Source organism: Sphingomonas sp. PAMC26645 (genome assembly GCF_004795835.1).
In the GTDB taxonomy this organism is placed as follows: Bacteria; Pseudomonadota; Alphaproteobacteria; order Sphingomonadales; family Sphingomonadaceae; genus Sphingomonas.
Map to the genome: position 1 here is coordinate 859,253 of NZ_CP039249.1, position 22,512 is coordinate 881,764.

The following is a 22,512-nucleotide window of genomic DNA, read 5'->3' on the forward strand; positions in this document are numbered from 1 at the left end:
CACCGAGATTGTCACAAACGCGGTCTAGGTCGGCGGGACTAGCAACCCGGATACTCCATGCCCGCCATACTGCACCAGATTAAGAGCTGTAAGGGAGCTCCTTCTGAGGATTGGCGCGCAATCGCTGCGACGCTGAGCCGGTACGTGAGGGCGCGCACCAACCGGACCGACGTGGTCGAGGACGTCGTGCAGGAGACACTGTCGCGGCTGGTGCACCAGAGTCGCGTGCAGACACTAGTGAGCGTCTATGCGTTGGGCTTCCGGATCGCTGCGAACTTGCTGATCGACCATCATCGCCGCGACAGCCGCTATGTCGCCGAACGCGAGGAAGAGCCCGTCAGCCATGCGCCGTTGCCCGATCGGGTGCTGGTCGGTCGGCAGGAGGTCGCGATCTTGCGGCAAGCACTGGCGGCGATGCCGCCGCTGCGCCGCGACGTGCTTGTCCGTCGGCGATTGCAGGGGCAGAGTTGTGCCGCGATAGCGAGGGATCTGGGGTTGAGCCCGAAGGCGGTAGAGAAGCACATTACGCGTGGCCTGGCAGACCTCCACAAGGCGATGCCGGGAGAGGCGTGCGCTTCTGGAAATGTGCGATGAACCGTGAGAGCCAGATCGCGGAGGAAGCAGCCGCCTGGATCGACCGTATCAACCAGCCGGTATTCGACGCCGCTGCGGGGCCAGCCTTCGATGCTTGGATGGCAGCGTCGGCACGTCATCGGGAGGTCTTTGCCGATCTGCAGGCGTTGTGGCAGTCCGAAGCGCTAGTCGAAGCGCTAAACCACGCTGAAAGCGCACCCGCCGCCGGGCTCGCGCCACTGGCATCGGGCGCGCGACCCCGGCGGACGTGGCGCACCCTCCCGCAGTTCGCGGCGGCGGCCTGCGCGCTGCTGCTCGCGATCGTACTGATCTTGCCAGCCTTGTCGACGACGACCTATCGTACCCTGGCCGGCAAGAGCAAATCCGTTGTTCTGGCGGACGGTTCTCGCATCGACATGAGCGGCGATACCGAGCTTCGCGTGCAGATCTTGCCGTGGAAACGCAACGCCGAGCTCGTGCGAGGCGAAGTGTATTTCGACGTTCGCCATGAAAGTGCCCGAACTTTCCGGGTCGAGAGCGGCTCCACTACGGTGCGCGTCCTGGGCACGGCGTTCAACGTCGATCGCCAGGGTCCGACGCGGACCGCCGTCGCAGTGTATCGCGGCGCGGTGGAGGTCGGCGTGGCCGATCAGGCCGACCTCGTGCTGCGCAAGGGCGACGGCGCGCGCGTCGTGGACGGCCATGTCACGGCGCAACCGCGTATCGCGGTCAGCGTGCCCGACTGGAAGTCCGGATGGTTCGAGGCGTCCGATATTCCGCTCGGGGTGTTGATCGGCAAGGTGCAACGGTATTCGGCGCGGCCGATCCTGTTGCAGGATGCCGCCCTACAGGCGCTCCCGATCAGCGGACGCTTCCATGTTTCGGATACCGACCGCGTGCTGAAGGCGGTGGAGACTGCCTATCACGTCGACGTCGCTTATGGTCCGAAAACGATCGCCATCCGTCCCGCAGGCAACGCGGACCGATAGTCCCGTCATTTAGCCTGTCGGGTTTCGCCCGGCTGCTCCGTCTTCCCGGCATACGTGGTCGCGACCCGCGCCTGCCGTGAGGGAGTGTCCTTGTGCCTCAGTTCGATCGCCGCAATCTGGTCAAGGCTGGCTTCTCGCTCGCGTTGCTGGGAAGTGCCCCCCGCCTGCTCGCGCGTGCAACGTTCACGCGTGATCCGTTCACGCTCGGCGTCGCCTCGGGGGACCCCTTGCCCGACGGGTTCGTGATCTGGACGCGGCTGGCGCCCGAGCCGCAGACGCCCGATGGCGGCATGCCGGCGCACGATGTCGCGGTCCGCTGGGAAGTCGCCGAAGATCCCGGTTTTCAAAAAATCGTTCGTGCAGGTCCGGCGATGGCCGAGGCCGCGCTGGCACACTCGGTCCATGTCGAGATCGACGGGTTGCGGCCGCATCGCCCCTATTGGTATCGCTTCCTCGTCACGGGTGCCGGATCAAGCCCGATCGGCACCGCGCGCACCGCCCCTGCGGCGGGCGCATCGCTCGACCGGCTGCGGCTGGCGATGCTGGGCTGCCAGGATTTCGAGACGGGGTTCTTCACCGCCTATGCGCATGTCGCGCGCGAGCCCGATCTCGACGCGGTGTTCCATTATGGCGACTATATCTACGAGATGGCCCCGCGCACCGAACCCAGCCCGCGTAAGCACCTCGGCGTCGAGACCTATACGCTGGATCAGTATCGCCGCCGTTACGCTCAGTACAAAGCGGATCCCGACCTCCAGGCGGCACACGCCGCGGTCGCGTTCATCATGTCGTTCGACGATCACGAGATCGACGACAATTGGGCGGGCGAATTCGACAAGGACGGCAACCGGCCCGATGTGTTCGCGCTGCGCAAGGCGGCCGCGATGCAGGCCTGGTACGAACACGTCCCCGTTCGCCGCGCGCAACGCCCCGGGGCGGGGGTTGCCTATCGCCGGCTCGATTACGGCAATCTCGTTCGCATGCACGTGCTCGACACGCGCTCGTTCCGCAGCGATCAGCTCTGCGAGCGTCCTGGTATAGATCGCGCGGAACTCGACGCCTGTATTCCCGTCGATCGGCGAGAGCGTACGATGATGGGGGCAGCGCAGGAGAGTTGGCTGGATCGCGGACTTGCCAACGACACGCGCTGGAACTTCATCGCGCAACAGGTGCTGTTCATGCCGTACGACGCCCGCAAGGACGGCGCCCCCACGCCCGTCATCGGCAAGGACAATTGGAACGGCTATCCGCTGTCGCGCCAACGGCTCGTCGACGGTATCGCCCACCGGGGCCTGACCAACGTCGTGATCGGCAGCGGCGATCTGCACCAGCATGTCGTCGGATCGGTGCCGCGAAAGGCGGAAGATGTGGGCGGGCCGGCGATCGCGACGGAATTTCTGGCGACGTCGATTTCGTCGGGCGGAACGGGCGGTGCGCATTATGCGGGAGAAAGTCGCGCGCTGGACAATAATCCGAACGTCAGCCTGCTCAACAACCAGCGCGGCTACCAGCTCTTCACCGTGACGCCGGATCGCTGGCTCGCCGAAGTGAGGGTCATGGATCAGGTCGATCGGCCGGGTGGCACGATTGCGACGATCGCCAAATTCGTCGTGGATCCCAAGCAGCCTGGTCCGCAACCAGCCTGATGATCTGGACGCCAAGTCCGATCATGCGGAACCATCCCGGTGCTGTCATGCTGCCTTCACGATCGCCTCATAAGACGCTCCAGAACGGCAGATGGGGGCTTGGTGAGCAGCAGAGGATCTCTCGGCGAAGGGCCGTCGCCTGCGCATGTCCTGACGCTGGAATATCCGGATGCGGCGCTGGCGGGGGCGTTGCGTCGGTTCGTGCGCAGTCGGTTGGATCACCATGCGGATGGCGACGACGTGGTGCAGGAGACCTATCTGCGGCTGTTCGCGTACCAGGCGACCGCGCGGGTCAACGACATGAAAGCGCTGTGTTTTGCGATCGCGCGCAACCTGCTGCTCGATCATCACCGTGCCGCGCGGCGCTCAGCGCATGTCGAACTGGATGACGCGATCGTCTGCCAGCAACCCACTGCGGACAGGGTGCTTGCCTTCCGTCGTGCCGTGGTGATCATGGCGGACGCGCTCGAGCGTATGCCGCCACTACGGCGGGAGATTTTCCTGCGCAAACGGCTCGACGGACTTAGGACCGACGCGATCGCCAAGAGTTTGGACATGAGCATGGCGGCCGTCGAGAAGCACGTCGTCCGCGCCTTTCAGGACCTTCGCGGCGCGCTGGCGGAGCGCGGCTTCACGATGGAGGCCGGCGCGTGACCGTAGCGGGTGGTGCAACACCGGTGACCGAAGCCGCGCTTGCCGATGCACTGCAAACCGCGGCGATGCGATGCGGCCGATTGTCGGACGGGCAGGTCCGGTCCCTCAGGCGTCGGCGGCGATCGGCCATCGCGGCCGTCGCGACCGCCCCGGTCGCCATCGCCCTGCTGTTCATGGCCAGTGACGGGTTCGTCGGGACACCGACCGCGCCGCGGGTTGCGACGCGCATGTTCGCCACCCGTGCCGGGGAACGCTCGACCGTAACACTGGCGGACGGCTCGACTGTCGCACTCAATGGCGCGACGCGGCTTCGAATTGTCTATGGCGACGGGCAGCGCAGTGCCGAGCTACTCGCGGGCCAGGCGTTCTTCGACGTGCGGCATGACGTAGCCCGCCCCTTCGTCGTGCGCGCCGGCGCCAGCGACACACGCGTCCTCGGCACCGCGTTCGACCTCGACCTGACCCGGACTCAGGTTGCGCTAGCGGTCTATCGCGGCGCGGTCGGCTTCGATCCGGTCGGGTCGCCGCGCGGCGTCGTGGTCCGGGCTGGGTACCGCAGCGCCGTACGCGGCGGCGTGGCGGCAGCGCCGACGAAGTTCGATCCGGTGTTACCCGACTGGCGTAAAGGCTGGATCGACACGGCGGGCATGCGCCTCGACGATCTGGTCGAAACTCTCGACCGCCAGGGGGGTGTCAGGATCGCACGTCCGGTGGAGCCACTAGCATCGACCACAATATTCGGTCGGTTCCGCACCGACCATCCGCATCAGCTTCTGAACGCCATCGGCAGCGGGTTCGGCTTCACGGTCGTCGAGGGGCAGGGGGCGTTGACGCTTAAACCTGCGGATTGACGAAAAACACTGTCCGGATTTGGCGGCCTTGGCCGTCTTCCCACCGGGTGGCGTCTGATGGCGCCAAGACGGGGGAATATGATGACGCGGTTTCACGGAACGTCGGCACTGGCCTTGGTAGCGTTCGCTTTAACCTCGCCTGCGGTGGCCGACGCACAATCGGCGGGCGCACGAATGTTCGCCATTCCGGCAGGCGACCTCGCACAGGCGCTGTCGGCCTATTCGAGCGTCACCGGCATGCAGGTCATCGCCGCGCCCGCGCTCATTCGGGGGCAGCGGACCAGGGGGGCCAGCGGCCGGCTCACAACATCGGCAGCACTCACCATGCTGCTACGCGGGACGGGTCTGCGTCCGGTCGAGAGCAACGGCGTGACGATCCTCCGCCGGAACCAAGCACCGCCAACGCCAAGCATCGTCGGCTTGCGTGCGCCAGTCTTCGTAGCCGCTGCGGCGCAGGCAACCACGCTCGCGCGTGAAACGCCGGAGGCCACCCCGGACATCGTCGTCAACGGCTATCGTAGCAGCTTGCTGGCCGCCCAAGACCTGAAGCGTCGCGCGGTCGGGACCGAGGATAACATCGTGGCGTCGGACATCGCCGCGTTTCCGGACATGAACCTCGCCGAGGCGCTGCAACGCGTCCCCGGCGTCGCCATCACGCGCGACACCGGCGAAGGACGTCAGATCGCGCTGCGCGGCCTTGGCCCCGATTTCACCCGCACGCAACTCAATGGCATGGAAGTGCTCGGCAACACCGCCTCCGGCATGGACAATCGTGGCAACGTCAGCCGCAGCCGCGGCTTCGATTTCAGCCTGTTCGCCTCCGAGCTCTTCAACCGCGTCAGCGTCCAGAAAAGCTACGCCGCCAACCAGGACGAGGGCGGCATCGCTGGCACGGTGCAACTCTTCACCGCCAAGCCGTTCGACTATGACGGCCAGAAGGTCGTGCTGTCCGCGAAGGCCCAGACCAACGATCAGACCAGCGGCGTCACCCCGCGGCTCGTCGGCCTGTTCTCGCAGCGTCAGGGCGATTTCGGTGCGCTCGTCTCGGTCGCCTATTCGAAGGTTCGCAACAACGAATATGGTTATCGCAACTGGAACTGGGGCAAGGTCACCTACGGCGCCAACAATATCGGCCCAGAGATCGACGCGCCGACGCGGGCGCTGCTGCGCGGCGGCACGATCTTCGCACCTCAGGCGCAATCCCCGTCGACCTGGTACACCGATCGCGAGCGGATCGGCGTCACCAGCGCGCTGCAATATCATCCCGGCGACAATTTCAAGATCGACGTCGACCTGCTGTACGGACACCTCGCCGACAAGCGCGACGACTGGGCGATCGCAGCCGGCGGCTACAACGCGCTGACCGGCAACGTCAGCGGCACGCAGGTCATCCGGTCCGCGACGATCCAGGGCAATTCGCTCGTCGCCGCCAGCTATACCGGCATCGATCAGCGTAGCGAGCATCACCGCGTCGAGAATCAGACCGACTTCTACCAGGCGGTGGCGAATGTGAGCTGGGACGTCGGCGATCGGCTGAAGTTGACCGCGCTCGGCGGGTACCAGAAGTCGAATTTCGTCCAGCCTACGTTCGACAAGATCTTCCTCCAGGCGCGCAACACCGCATTCAGTTTCGACATGCAGCCGACGATCCCCGTGAACACCTACGGCTTCGACCTCACCAACCCCGCGAACTGGAACGTCCAGCGGCTGGTGACGCAGGAGAACATGATCAAGAGCGACTATCTCAACGGTCAGCTCCAGGCGGTCTACGACCTCACACCGATCCTGAAGCTGGAGGTCGGCGGCGAGTATAAGCGCTTCACCAACAGCGGATATCAGTATCTCACCAACATCTTCTACGGCACCGCAGCGACCAGCGACCGCGCGATACCCGACGCGCTGAAATACGTCATCAACCGCGACAGCCTGCTTCCGTATATCGGCGGCGACGTTGCCGGGATCTACGCGCTGCTCGGCAACAACCGGGACCTGACCGCCGCCAACCTGACCGCGGGCAGCGACTTTCGCATTCGCGAAAAGACCTGGGCGGGTTTCACGCAGTTCGATCTCGATACCGATATTGGGTCGATGCGGCTGCGCGGTAATGCTGGCGTCCGCTACTATCATACCGACCTGGTCTCCAGCGGGTCGCTGGCTACGGCGACCAACGGCGTGACCACGCTTGAGCCGGTGACGGTCGGGACCAGCAACGACGACTGGTTGCCCGCGCTCAACGTCGCGCTCGACATCACGCCGAAGCTGATCGCGCGCGCTTCCGCCAGCCGCAACGTCAATCGCCCCGGCCTCCCTCAACTTGCCGCAGCGGGAACGCTGACCGTGGCGCCGTTCGGTGGGTCCGTCTCCGTCGGCAACCCCAATCTACAGCCGTTTCGTTCCACCTCGGCGGAGGCGGGGCTCGAATATTACATGGATCGCAACGGCTTCGCGTCGGTCGGGTTCTTCTGGAAGGACCTCAACAGCTTCATCACGTCGGAGACGTCGCAGGTTCCCTATAGCGCGACGGGCTTCCCGGTCTCGCTGCTGCTGCCCGGCCAGGACGGTACGACGCCGTACAACTACACGCGCCCGATCAACGGGGACGGCGCCAGCATCAAAGGTATCGAGGCGGCGTTCCAGCACGATTTCACCTTCCTGCCTGCGCCGTTCGACGGGTTCGGCATCGTCGCGAACGGCACCTGGATCGATGGTGATCAGACCGCGGTCTACAACGGCGTCGTCAAGAGCATCCCGCTCTACAATCTGTCGAAATGGGCGGCCAACGCGACGCTCTATTACGAGACCGAACGCTTCGGTGCGCGTGTCTCGACCGCGTATCGCAGCCGGTATCTGACGGGGGCAGGCGGCAACGCGAATGTCGGCGACGGCATCCGCCCGACCAACAATGTCGATTTCCAGGTCCGCTACAGCCCGGTCAAGAACCTGCGCTTCGTCGTCGAGGGGATCAACGTCACCAACCGGCCGATCGAGCAGTTCACCGATCTCTCGACCGACCGGACGCTCGTCTACACCCGGAGCGGCCGCATCTTCACCTTCGGCGTGACGACCAGTTTCTGAACTCCACGTCCGCGCCGGCAACGGCGCGGACGGCGTGCTGCCATATTTAGGACAACGGACGGTGTGTTGCTGCTATGCGGCTTGAGCTTCGGCGGTGCATTGCGCCGCGCTGGGTGCGGAGCTGGCCCCATGCCGAAGTTCCGCCCGTGCCGCGTCCATATCGCGCCTGAAGTCCGGCGACGTGTGCAGCATCGCGACCAGCACCGATCCCGCCATATAGCCCGCCTCGACCGCGCTTCGGCTATGCGATCCGCAGATGTAGCGGCTCTCGCCATATTGGCGTCCGCGGCGCAGGATCTGCGTAGCGCGGTCGGGCATCAGTTCCGCCAGGATCAGCGCGGCGGACCAGCCCGAAGTCGTGTGCCCCGACGGGTAATCGCCATTGCTTGCGAGATGCTCGGTCTTGGGTTCGCAGATCGGCAGGTCGTCCTTCAGATACGGACGCTTGACGGCAAAGCCATCCTTGGCGCGGCCGACGATGCTTTGGTCGCTCATCTGCGCGAAGATGCGGGTGAGGGCAGGGGACGATTTCGCGTCAAGCTTGCGGCCGATCGCGCACGCGAAAACGGTGAAGCGATCGTCGGTCACGTCGCGCTTCGCCATGTCGCCACGTGGCGTGCCGAGCAGCGCGCGGGTCTCGCGGAAGGTCGCGCGGTCGTCCAGATCCTGCGGCGATCCGGGCTTGGGCGGCGCAGGAAGAACCTTCATCAGGTCCGGCATCGACCGGTTCCGCAGATAATCCGTCGATGCGGTCGCGCCGGTGGCCAGCGCCAGCACGGTAATGAGGGCGAGCGTCCGCATCACTTGGGACCCGTGTCGAGATCGCCGCAACCCTTTGGACGGCGAACCGGATTGCAGCGAGCGACCACACCACCGGGCAGGGCGACGTGATACCCTCCGGCCAGGCGCGGATCGGGCCAGAGATAATCGGTCGATACAAACTGCGCCCCCCCCCGTCAGTGCGGTGTCGCGAGGGACGATGTCGTTGGCACGGGCCTCGCGCGTGTTGGCATCGGCACGCGTGCGAACGATGAACCCGGCGGCGACATCGCGGCGGATGCGATCGGCATCGCGGACCGGGTCGTTGAGCGTCAGATACGCGGCGGCGGGCGACGCTTCGTCGGTGTTGATGAAGAACACCCGCCCTTCGAGCGAGCGCCGCTTGCCGCGGTACACCGCGACCTTGGCCGGCGGCTCGTCCAGCGCGAACAGGAATTTCCCACGCGAGCGTTCCAGCAACGGCCAGTTGTCCGCCAGCACCGCCTCCCGGAGCGTGGGATAGCTGCCCTGCACGTCGTCGGGCACGATCAGCTTGCCGAGTGCCATCACGGAGCGGATCTCAGCATCGAGCGCGTCATACGCCGCCGCGTCGAACGGCAACGCATCGATCCCGCCACGCGCCGCGTTCTGCTCGTCCTTGGCGTTGAACATCAGCAGGATCGGCACATGCCGCGGATGCTTTGCCGACCAGTCGCGGATGATCGTCAGGCATTCGGTCAGCAGGATGCAGCTCGAGGCGTTGTCGATGCCGGGGATGTGGAGCACCTTGAAGCCCGGCCGCTTGAGCTTCGGATCGTCCGACCCTCGCGCGTAGTGCCCGCCCTGCGGATCGTAGTTCACATCGATCTCGAGTTGCCGAGCACCGGCGTCGAGCTGCTCGGTCAAGTTCCGATGCGAGTAGTCGAGCGCATCCGCCATCGCCGGATCGACCGCACGCACCTTCGCCATCGTCGCGGCGGGCATTGGCTGCTTGTAGCTGTTGTGCGTGCCGATCACCCCCACGTCGTTGATCCGCAGCGGCGGCGACGTTTCGCGTGCTGCTGCAGCCTGAGTAAGAAGACCAAGCGTCAGGCCAGCCACGATCGATCGCTTCACAGATACTCTCCCGATCAGAATTTAAACAACACCGAACCCTGCACCGCGCGGCCGAAGATCGGTCGCGCCAGGATCACCGCACCGTCCGCCGCCCCCGGCACGAGCTGCTGCCCGCCGCCCTGGCCCAGTCCGAGCGCGTTCGACAAATTGGTGCCCTTGACCTGCACGGTGACGTTCTGCGTCACGTCCAGCTCCGCGCTGGCATTGAACACCGAGAACGCCGGCAGCTTCACGAGGTTGGAGTCGTCGTTGAACTTGTCCCCCTCATACCGCCATTCGCCCAGCACGCGCAGGCGGCCACCGATCAGCGATACGCGCGGCCGGATGCTCGCCATCACCTTGGGCATGCTCGACGGCCGATTGCCGTCGAACGAGGTGGTGACGGGCGCCCCGGCGACGATGGTGTTGTAGGTATAGTTCTTGAACTTCGGATCCTGGTACGTCGCGGTCGCCGAGACGTCGAACCAGGGCACCGGCTTCAGGTTCGCCTCCAGCTCGACCCCAGTCGTGCTGACGTCGCCATAGTTGATCTCCTGGACGATCCGGAGCGTCGCCGGGTCGATATACGTGTTGGTGAACTGCACGTCCTTGAACGAATTGTAGAACAGCGTGGCGTAGAGGCTGCCCCAGGGCTTCTGGAACTTCACGCCCGCCTCGGCCTGTTCGATCGACTGGCTGCGGATGCCCGTCGGCAGCACGTTGTCGCGGTACTGGCCGATCTGCGGCAACCGGTAGGTGCTGGTGTAGCGGCCGAAGATGCCGGCTTCGGGCATGAACTGCCAGTTGGCGCCGATCGTGTAGCTGTGGTCGCTGAACTTCGGGTCGAAGCGGTTGAAAACGTCCGAGCCGTAGAGGACGTTGTCGTCGGCCAGCGTATCGGGATTGCCGAGATTGGAGCTCTTCACGCCTTCCGTTGCGCGATGGGCGATCATGCGGGCGAACACCCTGCTCAAGGCACCTGCAAAATCGGCCACAGGGTCGTGATTCTTGGTCTGCGCAATGGGTGGCATCAGGAACGTAATGCAGATGCATAGCCGGTCAACCGGAGCCAGTTGCCATGCGCGAACGCCGCCTTGTCAGCATCGTTCAGACCGCAGCCTGCAAGGAAGCGACGTGCGTCGCCGCCTTCGCGGTATTGGTAAGGATAGTCTGTCGAGAACAGCAGCCGGTCCGGGCCGACGACCGCCATCGCTCGCTCCAGATAGTGGGGCAGGAACATGCCACTGGCGGTCACGTACAGGTTGTGGCGCAGATAGTGCGCGATTGGGTTGGACAGGTCCGCGACGCGGTCCATGACCGCCAGGCGTTCCGCGTAGAAGAGAACTAGTTCGCCCCAATGGCCGAGGATCACCTGGAGATTCGGCAAGCGATCGAATGTGCCCGCCAGGACGAGGCGTAGGAACTGGATGCCGGCGTCATAGTGCCAGCCCAGTCCCACGGTCGCGAACGCGGCGTCCACGATCGGCGAGAAGCCGGCGTAATAGGCTTCTCGTACCGGCGCTGGTGGTGTGCGGGGGTGCAGCAGCACGGGCACGCCCAGTGCTGCTGCACAATCGAGAACGGGCGCGAATGCCTGGTCGTCGAGGTGGCGCATGCCAACCCGGCCGCACAACATCGTGCCCTTGAAGCCTAGCGTCGAAACGCAGCGCTCGAGCTCGATCGCGGCTTCGTCAGGCATGGACACCGGCAGGGTCGCCATCGCCTGGAACCTGGTCGGGTGCCGTGCGACCGCCTCCGCCAAGGCGTCGTTGGTGCGCCGTGCCAGCTCCACGCTTTCCGAGCCGAGATCGTGCAGCGCGGGGGTGGTCAACGACAGCACCTGAACGTCGAGGCCGGTTTCGTCCATCAGCGCGAGCCTTTCGTCTGCGAGGTCGACGAGGCGCCGTCCGAACGCGCCTTGATGGTAGGCGACGCTCGGATCGGCCGCTTCCAGCCCGATCGCATGCCATGCGTGTTCGATCGCCGGCGTCAGGAAGTGTTCCTCGATGCCGATCAGCTTCGTTGCTGGCTCGGTCACCATGGGACCGTGTTCCCGTCGCGATCGAGGAAGGCGAGACCCGGCTTGCCCTGACGGCCGAGCAGCACGTCCACGATCAGGGGCACGCTATCGTCTACACCGAACGGCGCCTTTGGTCCTCCGAGCCGGGTTCGTATCCAGCCGGGTGCCATCAGCACCAGTGCGCGGCGATCCTCTGCATGTCGCGCCGCGTAGCTCCGTACGAGTTGATTGAGCGCCGCCTTGCTGCTGCGATAGACCTCGTGAAGGCCGTTGGTGTTGTTGGTGATGCTGCCCTGGCCCGAGGACATGACCCCGATCAGCCCGTCGGCTGCGACCAGATTCCGGCAGGCTTCGATCACGCGCATGGGACCGAGCGCATTCGTCACGAGCACGCGCGCATATTCCTCGGTCGCGATTTCGCCAGCGATTTCGTCCTTCATGTTCGCAGTGCCGGCGTTGACGAACAGCAGGTCGAACACCCTGTTGGCGAGACGGTCGCGCAGCATGGCGATCTGTTGCGGTTGCGCGATATCGACGGTCTCGATCTCGATACGATCGGGATGCGCCTCGGCCAGATCGTGCAGTTCGGTTCGGGCGCCCGCGCGCACGGTGCCGACGACATGCCATCCGCGCTTCGCGAACTCACCGGCCAAACCGAGACCCAGGCCGCGCGATGCGCCGATCAGCAGGATTGTGCCGGGATTGGAGGTGTCTTGGGTCATGGGATGCTCCGAAGTATGTCGGGGCAATATCTACTCAGCCGCGATCAATGCGCCAGACGCAGCGGATGCACAGTATCATTGCACCAGACGCCTATCGTGTTGCAGCTGGATCGAGCATGGTCGCGGCTATGACCGACCTCGATTTGAACCTGCTTGATGCACTCGACGCACTTCTGTCCGAGGGGAGCGTGACCGGGGCCGCGCGAAAGCTGGGACTAAGCCCGTCGGCGATGAGCCGGACCTTGACGCGGCTTCGCAACGCTACTGGCGATCCGCTCCTCGTCAGAGCAGGGCGTGGTCTGGTGCCGACGCCGCGGGCGATCGAGTTGCGCGATGTCGTTCATGCACTCGTGCGTGACGTTCGCACAGTCCTCAAGCCGCCAACTGGCGAGATCGACATGGCGGAGCTCGACCGCGTCTTCACAATCCGCGCGAGTGAAGGTTTCGTCGAGATGTTCTGCGGTCCGTTGGTGGCCGGCATCGCATCGGCGGCGCCCCGTGTCCGCCTGCGCTTCGCGCCCAAGCCTGATAAGAACGCCGAGCCGCTACGCGCGGGGGAGATCGACCTCGAAATCGGCGTACTTGGTGTTTCCGCGCCCGAAATGCGCACGCGCCTCATCTTCCGCGACCGGTTTGTCGGGGCGGCGAGAACGGGGCATCCGCTGCTTTCGGGCGCGATCACGCCTGAGCGCTACGCAGCCTGCCGGCATGTCGCCGCGTCCCGCCGTGGCGCGTTCACCGGCCCGGTCGATGCCGCGCTGGCCGACCTGGGGCTGAGCCGCGATACGATGGTCGTCGTGCCGGGCTTCTCCGACGCCTTGCGGATCGCCAGGCAGTCGGACCTGATCGCGCTCGTGCCCGGTTTGGGTTTTCGTCGCAAAGCACCGGGTGCGGAGGGAATTTGCACGTTCCCGCTTCCCGTTCCTACCCCCGAGATTGCCGTGTCGGCGATCTGGCATCCACGGATGGACGCCGATCCCGCTCACCGGTGGCTGCGAGAGACCGTGATCGGGATTTGCCAAAAGATGGTGCCGGACAGCTGAGGCGGGTGGCTCTGCCGAAGTTCCATCCTCAAGCAGCGACACCGGCTAACCCACCGGCGCTCAGGCGGTCACGATGCGAAGCTGGTCGAACGGGAGAGCGCATCCCATGCGGCGATCTCGGCCTTCATCGCGTCGAGCTTCTGATGGACCACGCCCAGCGCGTCCTCGCCTAGGAACAAGCGTACCGGTGGGGTCTCGGCATCGACTATCGCGAGCAAAGCCTGTGCGGCCTTGGCCGGATCGCCGGGTTGATTGCCGCTCTTGGCCTGGCGGGCTGCACGGATCGGATCCATCACGGCGTCGTAGTCGGGAATACTGCGCGGGGTGCGATCCATCGAGCGTCCTGCCCAATCCGTCCGGAACTGGCCGGGTGCCAAGGCCGTCACCCGAATGCCGAAATCCGCCACCTCCTTGCCGAGCGCCTCGGAGATGCCTTCCAACGCGAACTTGCTACCGCAGTAGAAGCTGATCCCCGGCATCGTGATAAAGCCACCCATCGAGGTCACGTTGACGATGTGGCCGCTACGACGCTTGCGCATGCCGGGAAGCACGGCGTTCATCATCGCCACCGGCCCATACACATTGGCCGCAAATTGACGCTGAAGATCGTCCATCGACGATTCCTCCAACGCACCTTCGTGACCGTATCCGGCATTGTTCACCAACACCTCGACCGCACCGGCGTGCCGCTCCGCTTCGGCCACGGCGGCTGGAATCGCTGCGAAGTCGGTCACGTCGAGGATCAGGGGATATGCACGGCCCGCTGCTGCGAGCGCGGCGAACGTATCGGCGTCGCCCTCGTTCCGCACAGTGCCGATCACGCGGTGGCCGGCGCCCAACGCACCCTCGGCAAACGCGCGGCCGAGGCCGGAACTCACGCCGGTGATGAGGAAAGTCTTGGCGGTGATGGTTGCCACGGGCTAACTCCAAAATACTAGGTTTGTATATCATGATATAGATAGCGATATGGCACGGGACAAGACGCGGGAGAACATTGCGATCCGGGGTGAGCCCGTGCGCCAACGGGTGATCGACGCTGCGGAACGACTGCTGCGGAGTGGCAAGGCCGACTTCTCCATGCGCGACCTCGCCGCCGAAGCCGGCGTCAGCTTCGCCACTCCGTTCAATCATTTCGGAAGCAAGGGGGCGATCATGCACGCGCTGTCCGAACGTCGGACGGACACGATGGCAATGCGCTTCGCCGAGGCGCGGCTTCCTACTGACGCTGCATCCCGCGTGCTGCTCGCTGTCGACACGGCGGTAGCGGTGATGCTGGAGGAACCCGGTGTGAACCGCGCCGTGATGAGCTGGATCGGCACGACCGGTGGTTCGGCGGGTCAGGCCTGGGCGCGCTCTACCGCATTGTGGACGCTCGCGCTGGGAGCGGGCGAGGGCATCCCGGAGAATTGCCGGACCTACGCGCTAGACTGCCTGCCGAGGCAACTCGCCCTAGGGTTTCGCGGCGCCCTGTCGTTCTGGAGCGCCGGCGAACTGCCTGACGAGGCGCTCGGCCCCGACGCACGCGCCGTCGCAAGTACCCTGCTACTGGGCTTTACCGAGCCATCGATGTCATTTGGCTAGATCTTGGTATGTCTATGTCGCCCTCCATCAACCCGTTTTCCAAAATCATCTGTTCGGGTACGCTCAAGAGTGCACCGTCGGGACGTGTCGTAAACGCGAACTTTCGGGCAGCAGCTGTCGAGAAGCGGTGTCAGGTCGACCGCGGCGGCGGCCTCGGCTACCCGCATCGACATGTTTGAAAGGCTCGATCAACCCTTCGATCTCAATCTCGACCAAGACGGCGCGAATTCTTCCCGCAGGCGCTGGACGAACCAGCGCTTGTTCGCCTCGAGACCGCTTTGGCCGCGCTTCCGATCGACACGCCCTGGCTCTACGCTAAGCCTATCGTCCACGCATCGCTCCTGCCGACCAGCCGCGGCGACGCCGCGTGCTCCAGGTCGACTATTCCGCTGACGTCCTGCCACACCCACTCGCATGGCGCGGCCTATAGGCGCCGGCTCGAGCTGATAACGTGTCCGAACGGTCCTGTTTGTATGTAGCCAAGTGACGCTGCGAAGCCCGAAGGCTGAGCAGGTGTTTTCGTGGCGAGAAGATCTGGAGTGGACTCCGTCGTGAGAAACCATGACGTCGCAAATCCAATCACGACTGAACTGGACAGGTGGGCCGACTATGATCCAGTCGGGGCTGGGGCCAGCGATCGTCCTTGCCGTTGATGCGGTATTGCGGGACGTTATGGTCGTGGCGAACGTGGAACTTGCCGAAACCGTCCTGCACGACGCCGGGCGACTGGAGCAGGATCTGGTCGAATTGCTGATTTCGCTACCCTGCAGCGGCAATCGCGGGCGCAGCTGAAATCCGACGTGGACGACAGTTCACGTACGGCATGGGCGTTGGCTATCGACGGGGCGACGCGCTTTAACGAGGTCGCTGGAAGTTGGCTTTCGGCATTGCCTGCCGGAAAACGTAGCGCGTGCAATGGCGTAGCGATCCCTCGGCAACGCGCAGTCGGCAGGCTCTATCGCGTCGATCGCCAAGCGACGCGCGGCGGTTTGAGCCAACCCTCGCCGGGACCAGCAGGCCACTGCCCAGCTATCAGGCTCAAGTACCTCGAGACATCCGAAACGCGGTGAAGCGAGGGCAACGCTATGCGCGCGCTATGCGATCCGCGGGGATCGATCTCGCAGCGCTATGTCGCGGCTCGTAGATCATGAGCGCGGGCACGATGCTCGTGATATGAAAGGCAACGAGGCGACATGTCGTCTGAAACCATATCGGAACCCGATCCTACCGGCTCGTCATCTATGTCGGCCAGGATCGCGCAGGGCATTGGCTCGTGCAGGACAGCAGGCGCAACCTCGAAGGGCGTTTCATCTCCTACGGCGCGGCGATGAGCTACGCCCAAGCCGAGCGCGACATCTATCAGGCAACCGTCGAAATCGCGAAGGCGCCGCTGGTCCCGGTCATCGCGTTCGCGCCCGTCGGGCGCGACGAGCGCGCACTGCCGCGGGCGGCATGACGGACGGGATGGCAATGAACACGCAAACTCGCCCGAACCGTCTTCACCCCGGCCCAAGCCCGAAGATCGCGACCAAAACCGCGATGCCAGGGTCGAAAACCGCGACCCACGATCCGCGTTGGCCGGTCATCGCTGCCGCCCTTGCAACGTTGCGCGAAGACGGTCGCCACGCGGTCCGCATCGTCGATGCCGATTGCGGCGCGGGCTCGCTCCTCCTGCAAGCGGTGCATCATGCCCGGGCGCTCGGTTTCACGGCGATCGAAGGGCGCGGGATCGACGGATCGCCTGCGCTGATCGGTCGCGCCCGCGCGGCGGCGAGCCGTTGCACCAACCTCGCGATCGGCACGACGTTCGAGGTGGCGGACATGGTCATCGCCTTGCTGGAGGAGCACGACCTGCCAGCCGATCTCGTGATCTGTCACGGCATGGCGCAAGACCGGAGGCCGGAGGTGGCGTCGGCGTTGGGGAATGCAGCGCGTATCGTCATCGGCGACGACGCGACGTGGCTTGCCGTCGGTACCGAAGCATGACGAAGCGTGACATCCTATGGCGGGGGATCGGCCTCGCATTGTGCGTGGGCGCGTGCAGCGTTGCGGTTGCAATGGGCGGCTCGGCACGCGCGATGCTCGTATTCCCCTTCGCATTGCTGGGCCTGACGCTGGCGATCAACGGCAAGCGGGTCATCATCGCACTTCGCGCCGAACGCCACGGTCATGCACGAACCGCCGAAGCGATCCATGCCGTCCGCGTCCGTCGCTATCGCCGCCGACTCGACCAACCGCATCCCTGACCTCGAGCCTCCAGGATCATCATGATGTATTTCGATCGGCGGGACGGTGTCCTGTGTGCCGAAGGCGTGCCGTTGTCGGCCATAGCCGAAGCCGTCGGTACGCCCGTCCACGTCTATTCGGCGGCTGCACTGCGCGACGCGGCCCGGCGTTTCACAGCGGCGCTGTCGATCCTGCCGCGGACGCGGACGGCGTTCGCGGTCAAGGCAAACCCGAACAGCGCGGTGCTGCATCTGCTGGCCGGCTGCGGCTTCGGTGCCGACATCGTCTCGGGCGGAGAGATGCGCCGCGCGCTCGGAGCCGGTATCGCCGCATCGGACATCGTCTTCTCCGGGGTCGGCAAGACCGACCGGGAGCTCGCCGATGCACTCGACGCCGGCATAGGGCAGTTCAACCTCGAGCTCGAGGAGGAGGGGCGGGTGCTCGCCGCGCTTGCCCAGGCGCGTGGCAAGCGGGCGGGCGCGGTATTGCGCATCAATCCCGACATCGATGGCGGCACGCATGCCAAGATCTCTACCGGCCGGCGCGAGAACAAGTTCGGCGTGGCGATCGCCGATGCGCCCGCAATGTACGATCGCCTGTCACGACTCGGTGGCCTCGATCTGGTCGGGGTCGCGCTCCACATCGGCAGCCAGCTCCACGATCTTGCTCCGCTGGAGGCCGCGTACGAGCGCATCGGTTCGCTGGTGATCGACCTGCGCGCGCGGGGGCACGGCATAACCCGCGTCGATCTCGGCGGCGGCCTTGGCATTCCCTACCGTGTCGACGACGTGGTTCCGACGCTCGACGCCTATGCCGCCATGGTCGCTAGGGTGACGCGCGACTGGGACGTCGACCTTATTTTCGAGCCTGGGCGGGTGGTCGCAGGACTTGCCGGCGTCCTGATGACGCGGGTGATCTGGGTAAAGCCCGGCGCGGACCGCCCCTTCGTCATCGTTGATGCCGCGATGAACGACCTAGCTCGACCAGCGCTGTACGATGCCTTCCACCGCTTCGAAGCCGTCGCGCCGGACGGCGAACGCATGGTCGCGAACATTGCCGGACCGATCTGCGAAAGCGGCGACGTGTTCGCGCTCGCCCGGGATATCGACCGGGTCCGCCGCGGTGATCTCGCGGTCTTCCATGCGACCGGGGCGTACGGGGCCGCGATGGCGTCGAGCTACAATTGTTGCCCGCTCAGCCCACAGGTCCTGATCGACGGCGACTATTTCGAGATCGTCGCCGACCGCTTCCTGCCCGAAGAGTTCGCGGCGTAGGTCGTACCGGGTCCGAACGGGAGGGGAGCAAGCTACGGGCATCCTAACGCTGCGACGGTAACGATCGCCGCGCCGGCCACGGAACGTCGCGGCCGCTGCTTCGCTGTGATGTCAGCGGGCGGCGTGCCCGGGGATGAGGACGGCGAGCATGACCCAGAAACCGAGCGATGCGATCACGGACGAACGTGGCGGTGGCCTGTCCCGTCCAGCTGCGCTCGCGGTCGTCATGGGGGTGCTCGGCGCCAGCGCGGTGCTCGGGCGCCGTAACGCGCCCGACCCGTCGCATCCCGGTATTCGCCGCTGGTACAAACGGCTCGACAAACCAGCCTACACGCCGCCCGATGCCGCCTTCGGGGCGGTATGGCCGGTGCTCGAGACCGGGCTTGCGGTCGGCGGCTATCGCTTGTTGCGCCGCCCCGCCGATGCGCCGCGCAACCTCGCGGTCGGACTTTGGTTGCTGAATACCGGCATAGTCGGCGGCTGGACCGAGTTGTTCTTCCGTCGCAAGGCGCTCGGCCCCAGCGCGGTCGCGTCGGGTGCAATGATCGCCAGCGGTGCCGGCTATGTCGCGGCCGCGGGCAAGGTCGATCGCACCGCGGCGGCGACTGCGGTCCCGTTCGTAGCCTGGCTTGGTTTCGCGACCCTGCTTGCCGAGCGCATCTGGGAGCGGAACCGGTCCGACGGCCCGGACAAGGCATGACCCGCCTGACGGTCTGGCACGATGGCGGATGTCCGCTGTGCCGACGTGAGATCGCGCTGATGCGTCGTCTCGATCGACGTGGCGCGATAGATTTCGTCGATGCCAGCAACGACGACACGAGCTGTCCGATTGACCGCGATGCGATGCTGGCGCGGTTCCATGCGCAAGAAGGGGACCGGATGCTGTCCGGCGCCGCGGCCTTCGCGGCGATGTGGCGCGCCATCCCGCTGCTGCGACCGCTGGGGTTGGCAGCGCGCAATCCGGTCGTCCTGGCTGGTCTTGAACGGGTGTATCGAGCGTTTCTCCACGTCCGACCTCGCTTGCAGTCGTTCGCCCGGAAGGTGGATCGCACCGCATGAGGCCGGTCGTTCCCGATACCGCGCGACCGGGCCAAGAAAGCGTCTGGGACTATCCGCGTCCGGCGATCGCGCAGCGCAGCGATCGTAATGTCCTGATCGAGCACCGCGGGGTTACGCTCGCCGACACGCGGCACAGCGTCCGCACGATCGAGACGAGCCATCCGCCCAGCTATTATATCCCGCCCTCCGATATCCTGATGTCGGCGCTTCGGCGCTCCACCCGGCAATCCTTCTGCGAATGGAAGGGCAACGCGATCTATTACGACGTCGAGATCGCGGGCGATGTCCTGCGCGATGTCGCCTAGAGCTATCCGTCGCCGACCGCTGCGTTTGCAACTTTGCGCGACTACATCGCGTTCTATGCGGGCCCGTTCGACGGCTGCTTCGTCGACGGCGAACGGGTAATCCCACAACCCGGCGAGTTTTACGGCGGCTGGATCACCGCCGATCTCGCCGGACCGTTCAAGGGCGTGCCGGGTAGCCGCTACTGGTAGGTCGCCGCGCGACGACCCGTATGCGTTCGCCTGCCAATATGGGCGTTACTCGGTTCATCGCATTTCGATGTTGTTTACGCCTTTGGCATAGCCGGACGCGTTAGAGGGGTGTGCCGGCTCGCCATCAACCTTTGGCTCGTCACCAAGGCGGGTCGGCACAACCTGTTCAACATCAGTGGGTCGGATCAACGCGTTACGATGCTTCGGCGATCAGCTTTGCGGCGGCGGGCGTGTTCCATTCATAGCCGCCGGTCATCCGCCAGACTTCCTTGCCCGCCGAATCGTACAGGATCGTGGTCGGCAGGTTCGCCTGGTAGGCGAGGCTGAGCCCGAGCTTCGGGTCGAGATACGGCTTGAGCGTCGTGAACGTCTTCTCGGCAAAGAACGGCGTCACCTTCTCCGCGCCCTGCATGTCCTGGCTGACCGCGATCACCTGGACCTTGCCGGCCAGCGACTTGGCGGCGGCGTCGAGCGTCGGCATTTCCGCGACGCACGGCGCGCACCAGGTCGCCCACATGTTGAGCAGCAACGGCTTGCCCTTGAACGAGGCGAGCGTGACCGACTTGCCGTCGGGCGCGGTGAAGGCGACCGTCGGGCCGCTCTCGCCCTTGTAACTGCGGTCGAGCTTTTCTGTGCTGGCGGCAGGCCCGGTGGCTTCGTCGGGGGCTGGGCCGGACGCGACCTCGTCGGCGGACACCGTGTTCGCGGCGACGACGTTTGCTTGCTCCGGCGCGGGCGATTTCCTATCGCAGCCGGCGACCAGCAGGCCCATCCCGACGAAACAGATGATTGGGCGCGAATTGAACACAGGACGCGAGAACATGGACGGTTCCAATTCGATGTGGGGCGGGCGGTTCGCCGAGGGGCCGGCAGCGGTCATGCGCGAGATAAACGCCTCCATTCCCTTCGACAAGCGCCTCTGGCAGCAGGATATTGCCGGTTCGAAGGCGCATGTCGCGATGCTCGGCAGACAGGGCATCGTTTCGGCCGAGGACGCCGCGACGATCTCGGCAGGCCTCGATACGGTGGCAGCGCATTATGCCGAGCACGGCGTCGAGGAGGATCTGGTTCTCGAGGACATCCACATGCAGACCGAGGCGCGGCTGGCGGATGCGATCGGGCCGGTTGCGGGGCGACTGCATACCGCACGTTCGCGCAACGATCAGGTCGCGACCGATTTCCGGCTTTGGGTGCGCGATGCGATCGACCAGGCACTGGCGGCGCTGGCCGGGTTCCAAGCCGCGTTGCTGGCGCGGGCCGAAGAGCATGCGGCGAGCGTCATGCCAGGCTTCACGCACCTCCAGTCCGCGCAGCCGGTGACGCTCGGGCATCACCTGATGGCGTATCACGCGATGATTTCGCGTGACGTCGGGCGGTTCGCGGATGCCCGAGCACGGATGAATCGCTCGCCACTGGGCTCGGCTGCGCTTGCAGGCACGGGTTTCCCGATCGACCGCGAAATGACCGCCGAGGCGCTAGGCTTTGACGGGCCGATGACCAATTCGCTCGACGGCGTCAGCGACCGCGATTTCGCGATCGAGTATCTCACCGCCGCGACGCAGACCTCGCTGCATCTGTCGCGGCTCGCCGAGGAGTTCGTGCTGTGGGCGTCGCAGCCGTTCGGGTTCGTCGCGCTGAGCGATCAATGGTCGACCGGCAGCTCGATCATGCCGCAGAAGCGCAATCCCGATGCGGCCGAGCTGGTGCGCGGGCATGCCGGACGCATCCTCGGCTGCATGACTGCGCTGATGGTGACGATGAAGGGCCTGCCGCTCGCCTATTCGAAGGACATGCAGGACGACAAGCCGCCGGTGTTCGAGGCGCACGACCTGCTCGCGCTGTCGATCGCGGCGATGACCGGCATGGTCGAGAGCGCGACGTTCCGCACCGATCGGATGCGCGGGCTGGCGGAGAGCGGCTTTGCGACCGCGACCGATCTGGCCGACTGGCTGGTGCGCGAGGCGGGGCTCCCGTTCCGCGAGGCGCATCATGTTACCGGGCGCGCGGTGAAGCTGGCCGAGGACCGGAAAGTCGCGCTCGATGCGCTGCCGATCGAGGACCTGAAGGCAATCGATGCGCGGATCGACGAACGCGTGTACGGCGTGCTCTCGGTCGATGCGTCGGTCGCCAGCCGGACCAGCTTCGGCGGCACTGCGCCGGACAATGTGCGCGCTGCGATCCGTACGGCGCGGGGGGAGGTAGCATGAAACGGCTTTTCGGCATCGTGGGATTGGCACTGGCCCTGTCGGGTTGCGGCGCAGCGGACGGCCTCGTGCCGGCGGAGGGCAAGACGCTCCCGATCGCGCCTTACGGTGCGAAAACGCCGCCGACTCCCGAGCAGTTGCTGACCCCCACCACGCAGCAACGCCCTCAGCGCAGCGACGAGCTGCTCACCACGTCCCAGCCGCGCCGCAGCGACGAGTTCGACCTGCCGCCGCCGAATTGAAGACC

25 protein-coding genes are annotated in these 22,512 nt (G+C 65.4%); 19 read left to right on the forward strand and 6 right to left on the reverse strand.

Features of this window, described 5'->3' with window-relative positions; translation table 11 throughout:
* The first annotated feature begins 57 nt into the window (after nucleotides 1-57).
* From E5673_RS04090 to E5673_RS04115, 6 genes are all read left to right on the forward strand, one after another.
* Complete coding sequence (locus E5673_RS04090) at nucleotides 58-594, forward strand: RNA polymerase sigma factor (protein WP_136189039.1); 537 nt, start codon at nucleotides 58-60, stop codon at nucleotides 592-594.
* Nucleotides 591-1,562, forward strand: a complete 972-nt coding sequence (locus E5673_RS04095) for a FecR domain-containing protein (protein ID WP_136189040.1) — start codon at nucleotides 591-593, stop codon at nucleotides 1,560-1,562. Before E5673_RS04090 ends, E5673_RS04095 begins: the two co-directional genes overlap by 4 nt.
* 92 nt (nucleotides 1,563-1,654) lie before the next feature.
* The gene (locus E5673_RS04100) at nucleotides 1,655-3,208 is read left to right on the forward strand and encodes an alkaline phosphatase D family protein (protein ID WP_136189041.1); all 1,554 of its coding nucleotides are present in this window, start codon (nucleotides 1,655-1,657) and stop codon (nucleotides 3,206-3,208) included.
* Between the two features lie 102 nt (nucleotides 3,209-3,310).
* Nucleotides 3,311-3,862: an RNA polymerase sigma factor gene (locus E5673_RS04105; RefSeq protein WP_168711559.1), complete on the forward strand. Its 552-nt coding sequence runs from the start codon at nucleotides 3,311-3,313 to the stop codon at nucleotides 3,860-3,862.
* Nucleotides 3,859-4,713 (forward strand): FecR domain-containing protein, encoded by an 855-nt coding sequence (locus E5673_RS04110; RefSeq protein ID WP_136189043.1) that lies wholly within the window; start codon nucleotides 3,859-3,861, stop codon nucleotides 4,711-4,713. The genes E5673_RS04105 and E5673_RS04110 overlap by 4 nt, the downstream gene beginning before the upstream one ends.
* 144 nt (nucleotides 4,714-4,857) lie before the next feature.
* A complete protein-coding gene (locus tag E5673_RS04115) occupies nucleotides 4,858-7,788 on the forward strand; it encodes a TonB-dependent receptor (RefSeq protein WP_247599569.1) in 2,931 nt (976 codons plus the stop codon).
* 72 nt (nucleotides 7,789-7,860) lie between these two features.
* Here E5673_RS04115 and E5673_RS19835 read toward each other — a convergent pair whose 3' ends face one another.
* The 4 genes from E5673_RS19835 to E5673_RS04140 form a co-directional block, all read right to left on the reverse strand.
* Entirely contained in the window at nucleotides 7,861-9,663 is a 1,803-nt protein-coding gene (locus E5673_RS19835) for a Ca2+-dependent phosphoinositide-specific phospholipase C (protein WP_210731803.1), read from the reverse strand.
* Nucleotides 9,664-9,677: 14 nt separating this feature from the next.
* Nucleotides 9,678-10,595 carry a TonB-dependent receptor gene (locus E5673_RS04130; RefSeq protein WP_168711560.1) on the reverse strand — a complete coding sequence of 306 codons (918 nt, stop codon included), beginning with the start codon at nucleotides 10,593-10,595 and terminating at the stop codon, nucleotides 9,678-9,680.
* A gap of 77 nt (nucleotides 10,596-10,672) precedes the next feature.
* Nucleotides 10,673-11,683, reverse strand: a complete 1,011-nt coding sequence (locus tag E5673_RS04135) for an amidohydrolase family protein (protein ID WP_136189046.1) — start codon at nucleotides 11,681-11,683, stop codon at nucleotides 10,673-10,675.
* Nucleotides 11,677-12,384: an SDR family oxidoreductase gene (locus E5673_RS04140; protein WP_136189047.1), complete on the reverse strand. Its 708-nt coding sequence runs from the start codon at nucleotides 12,382-12,384 to the stop codon at nucleotides 11,677-11,679. The genes E5673_RS04135 and E5673_RS04140 overlap by 7 nt, the downstream gene beginning before the upstream one ends.
* Before the next feature lie 128 nt (nucleotides 12,385-12,512).
* Here E5673_RS04140 and E5673_RS04145 point away from each other — a divergent pair, with 128 nt between their 5' ends.
* The gene (locus tag E5673_RS04145; RefSeq protein WP_136189048.1) at nucleotides 12,513-13,427 is read left to right on the forward strand and encodes a LysR family transcriptional regulator; all 915 of its coding nucleotides are present in this window, start codon (nucleotides 12,513-12,515) and stop codon (nucleotides 13,425-13,427) included.
* A gap of 68 nt (nucleotides 13,428-13,495) precedes the next feature.
* Here the strand turns inward: E5673_RS04145 and E5673_RS04150 are convergent, their stop codons facing one another.
* The gene (locus E5673_RS04150; RefSeq protein WP_136189049.1) at nucleotides 13,496-14,344 is read right to left on the reverse strand and encodes an oxidoreductase; all 849 of its coding nucleotides are present in this window, start codon (nucleotides 14,342-14,344) and stop codon (nucleotides 13,496-13,498) included.
* A 49-nt stretch (nucleotides 14,345-14,393) separates the two neighbouring features.
* Between E5673_RS04150 and E5673_RS04155 the strand changes: the two genes are divergently transcribed.
* The 10 genes from E5673_RS04155 to E5673_RS20210 all read left to right on the forward strand — a co-directional run bounded on the left by E5673_RS04155 (nucleotide 14,394) and on the right by E5673_RS20210 (nucleotide 20,061).
* A complete protein-coding gene (locus E5673_RS04155; RefSeq protein ID WP_136189050.1) occupies nucleotides 14,394-15,008 on the forward strand; it encodes a TetR/AcrR family transcriptional regulator in 615 nt (204 codons plus the stop codon).
* 561 nt (nucleotides 15,009-15,569) lie between these two features.
* Complete coding sequence (locus tag E5673_RS04170; protein WP_168711561.1) at nucleotides 15,570-15,800, forward strand: hypothetical protein; 231 nt, start codon at nucleotides 15,570-15,572, stop codon at nucleotides 15,798-15,800.
* Between the two features lie 481 nt (nucleotides 15,801-16,281).
* Complete coding sequence (locus tag E5673_RS04175) at nucleotides 16,282-16,464, forward strand: hypothetical protein (protein ID WP_247599570.1); 183 nt, start codon at nucleotides 16,282-16,284, stop codon at nucleotides 16,462-16,464.
* Nucleotides 16,465-16,478: 14 nt separating this feature from the next.
* A complete protein-coding gene (locus tag E5673_RS04180) occupies nucleotides 16,479-16,994 on the forward strand; it encodes a methyltransferase domain-containing protein (RefSeq protein ID WP_247599571.1) in 516 nt (171 codons plus the stop codon).
* Entirely contained in the window at nucleotides 16,991-17,254 is a 264-nt protein-coding gene (locus tag E5673_RS04185; RefSeq protein ID WP_136189052.1) for a hypothetical protein, read from the forward strand. The genes E5673_RS04180 and E5673_RS04185 overlap by 4 nt, the downstream gene beginning before the upstream one ends.
* 21 nt (nucleotides 17,255-17,275) lie before the next feature.
* On the forward strand, nucleotides 17,276-18,508 hold the full coding sequence (gene lysA, locus E5673_RS04190) for a diaminopimelate decarboxylase (RefSeq protein WP_136189053.1): 1,233 nt from the start codon (nucleotides 17,276-17,278) through the stop codon (nucleotides 18,506-18,508).
* A gap of 148 nt (nucleotides 18,509-18,656) precedes the next feature.
* The gene (locus E5673_RS04195) at nucleotides 18,657-19,208 is read left to right on the forward strand and encodes a TspO/MBR family protein (protein ID WP_136189054.1); all 552 of its coding nucleotides are present in this window, start codon (nucleotides 18,657-18,659) and stop codon (nucleotides 19,206-19,208) included.
* On the forward strand, nucleotides 19,205-19,567 hold the full coding sequence (locus tag E5673_RS04200; protein WP_136189055.1) for a DUF393 domain-containing protein: 363 nt from the start codon (nucleotides 19,205-19,207) through the stop codon (nucleotides 19,565-19,567). The genes E5673_RS04195 and E5673_RS04200 overlap by 4 nt, the downstream gene beginning before the upstream one ends.
* Nucleotides 19,564-19,872: a DUF427 domain-containing protein gene (locus E5673_RS20205; protein ID WP_348769887.1), complete on the forward strand. Its 309-nt coding sequence runs from the start codon at nucleotides 19,564-19,566 to the stop codon at nucleotides 19,870-19,872. Before E5673_RS04200 ends, E5673_RS20205 begins: the two co-directional genes overlap by 4 nt.
* A 33-nt stretch (nucleotides 19,873-19,905) precedes the next feature.
* Nucleotides 19,906-20,061 carry a hypothetical protein gene (locus E5673_RS20210; protein ID WP_348769888.1) on the forward strand — a complete coding sequence of 52 codons (156 nt, stop codon included), beginning with the start codon at nucleotides 19,906-19,908 and terminating at the stop codon, nucleotides 20,059-20,061.
* 193 nt (nucleotides 20,062-20,254) lie between these two features.
* Here E5673_RS20210 and E5673_RS04210 read toward each other — a convergent pair whose 3' ends face one another.
* Nucleotides 20,255-20,884: a TlpA disulfide reductase family protein gene (locus E5673_RS04210; RefSeq protein ID WP_136189056.1), complete on the reverse strand. Its 630-nt coding sequence runs from the start codon at nucleotides 20,882-20,884 to the stop codon at nucleotides 20,255-20,257.
* Between E5673_RS04210 and argH the strand changes: the two genes are divergently transcribed.
* Nucleotides 20,883-22,268: an argininosuccinate lyase gene (gene argH, locus E5673_RS04215; protein WP_247599572.1), complete on the forward strand. Its 1,386-nt coding sequence runs from the start codon at nucleotides 20,883-20,885 to the stop codon at nucleotides 22,266-22,268. The genes E5673_RS04210 and argH overlap by 2 nt on opposite strands.
* Complete coding sequence (locus E5673_RS04220; RefSeq protein ID WP_056061645.1) at nucleotides 22,265-22,507, forward strand: hypothetical protein; 243 nt, start codon at nucleotides 22,265-22,267, stop codon at nucleotides 22,505-22,507. The genes argH and E5673_RS04220 overlap by 4 nt, the downstream gene beginning before the upstream one ends.
* Nucleotides 22,508-22,512: the final 5 nt, after the last annotated feature.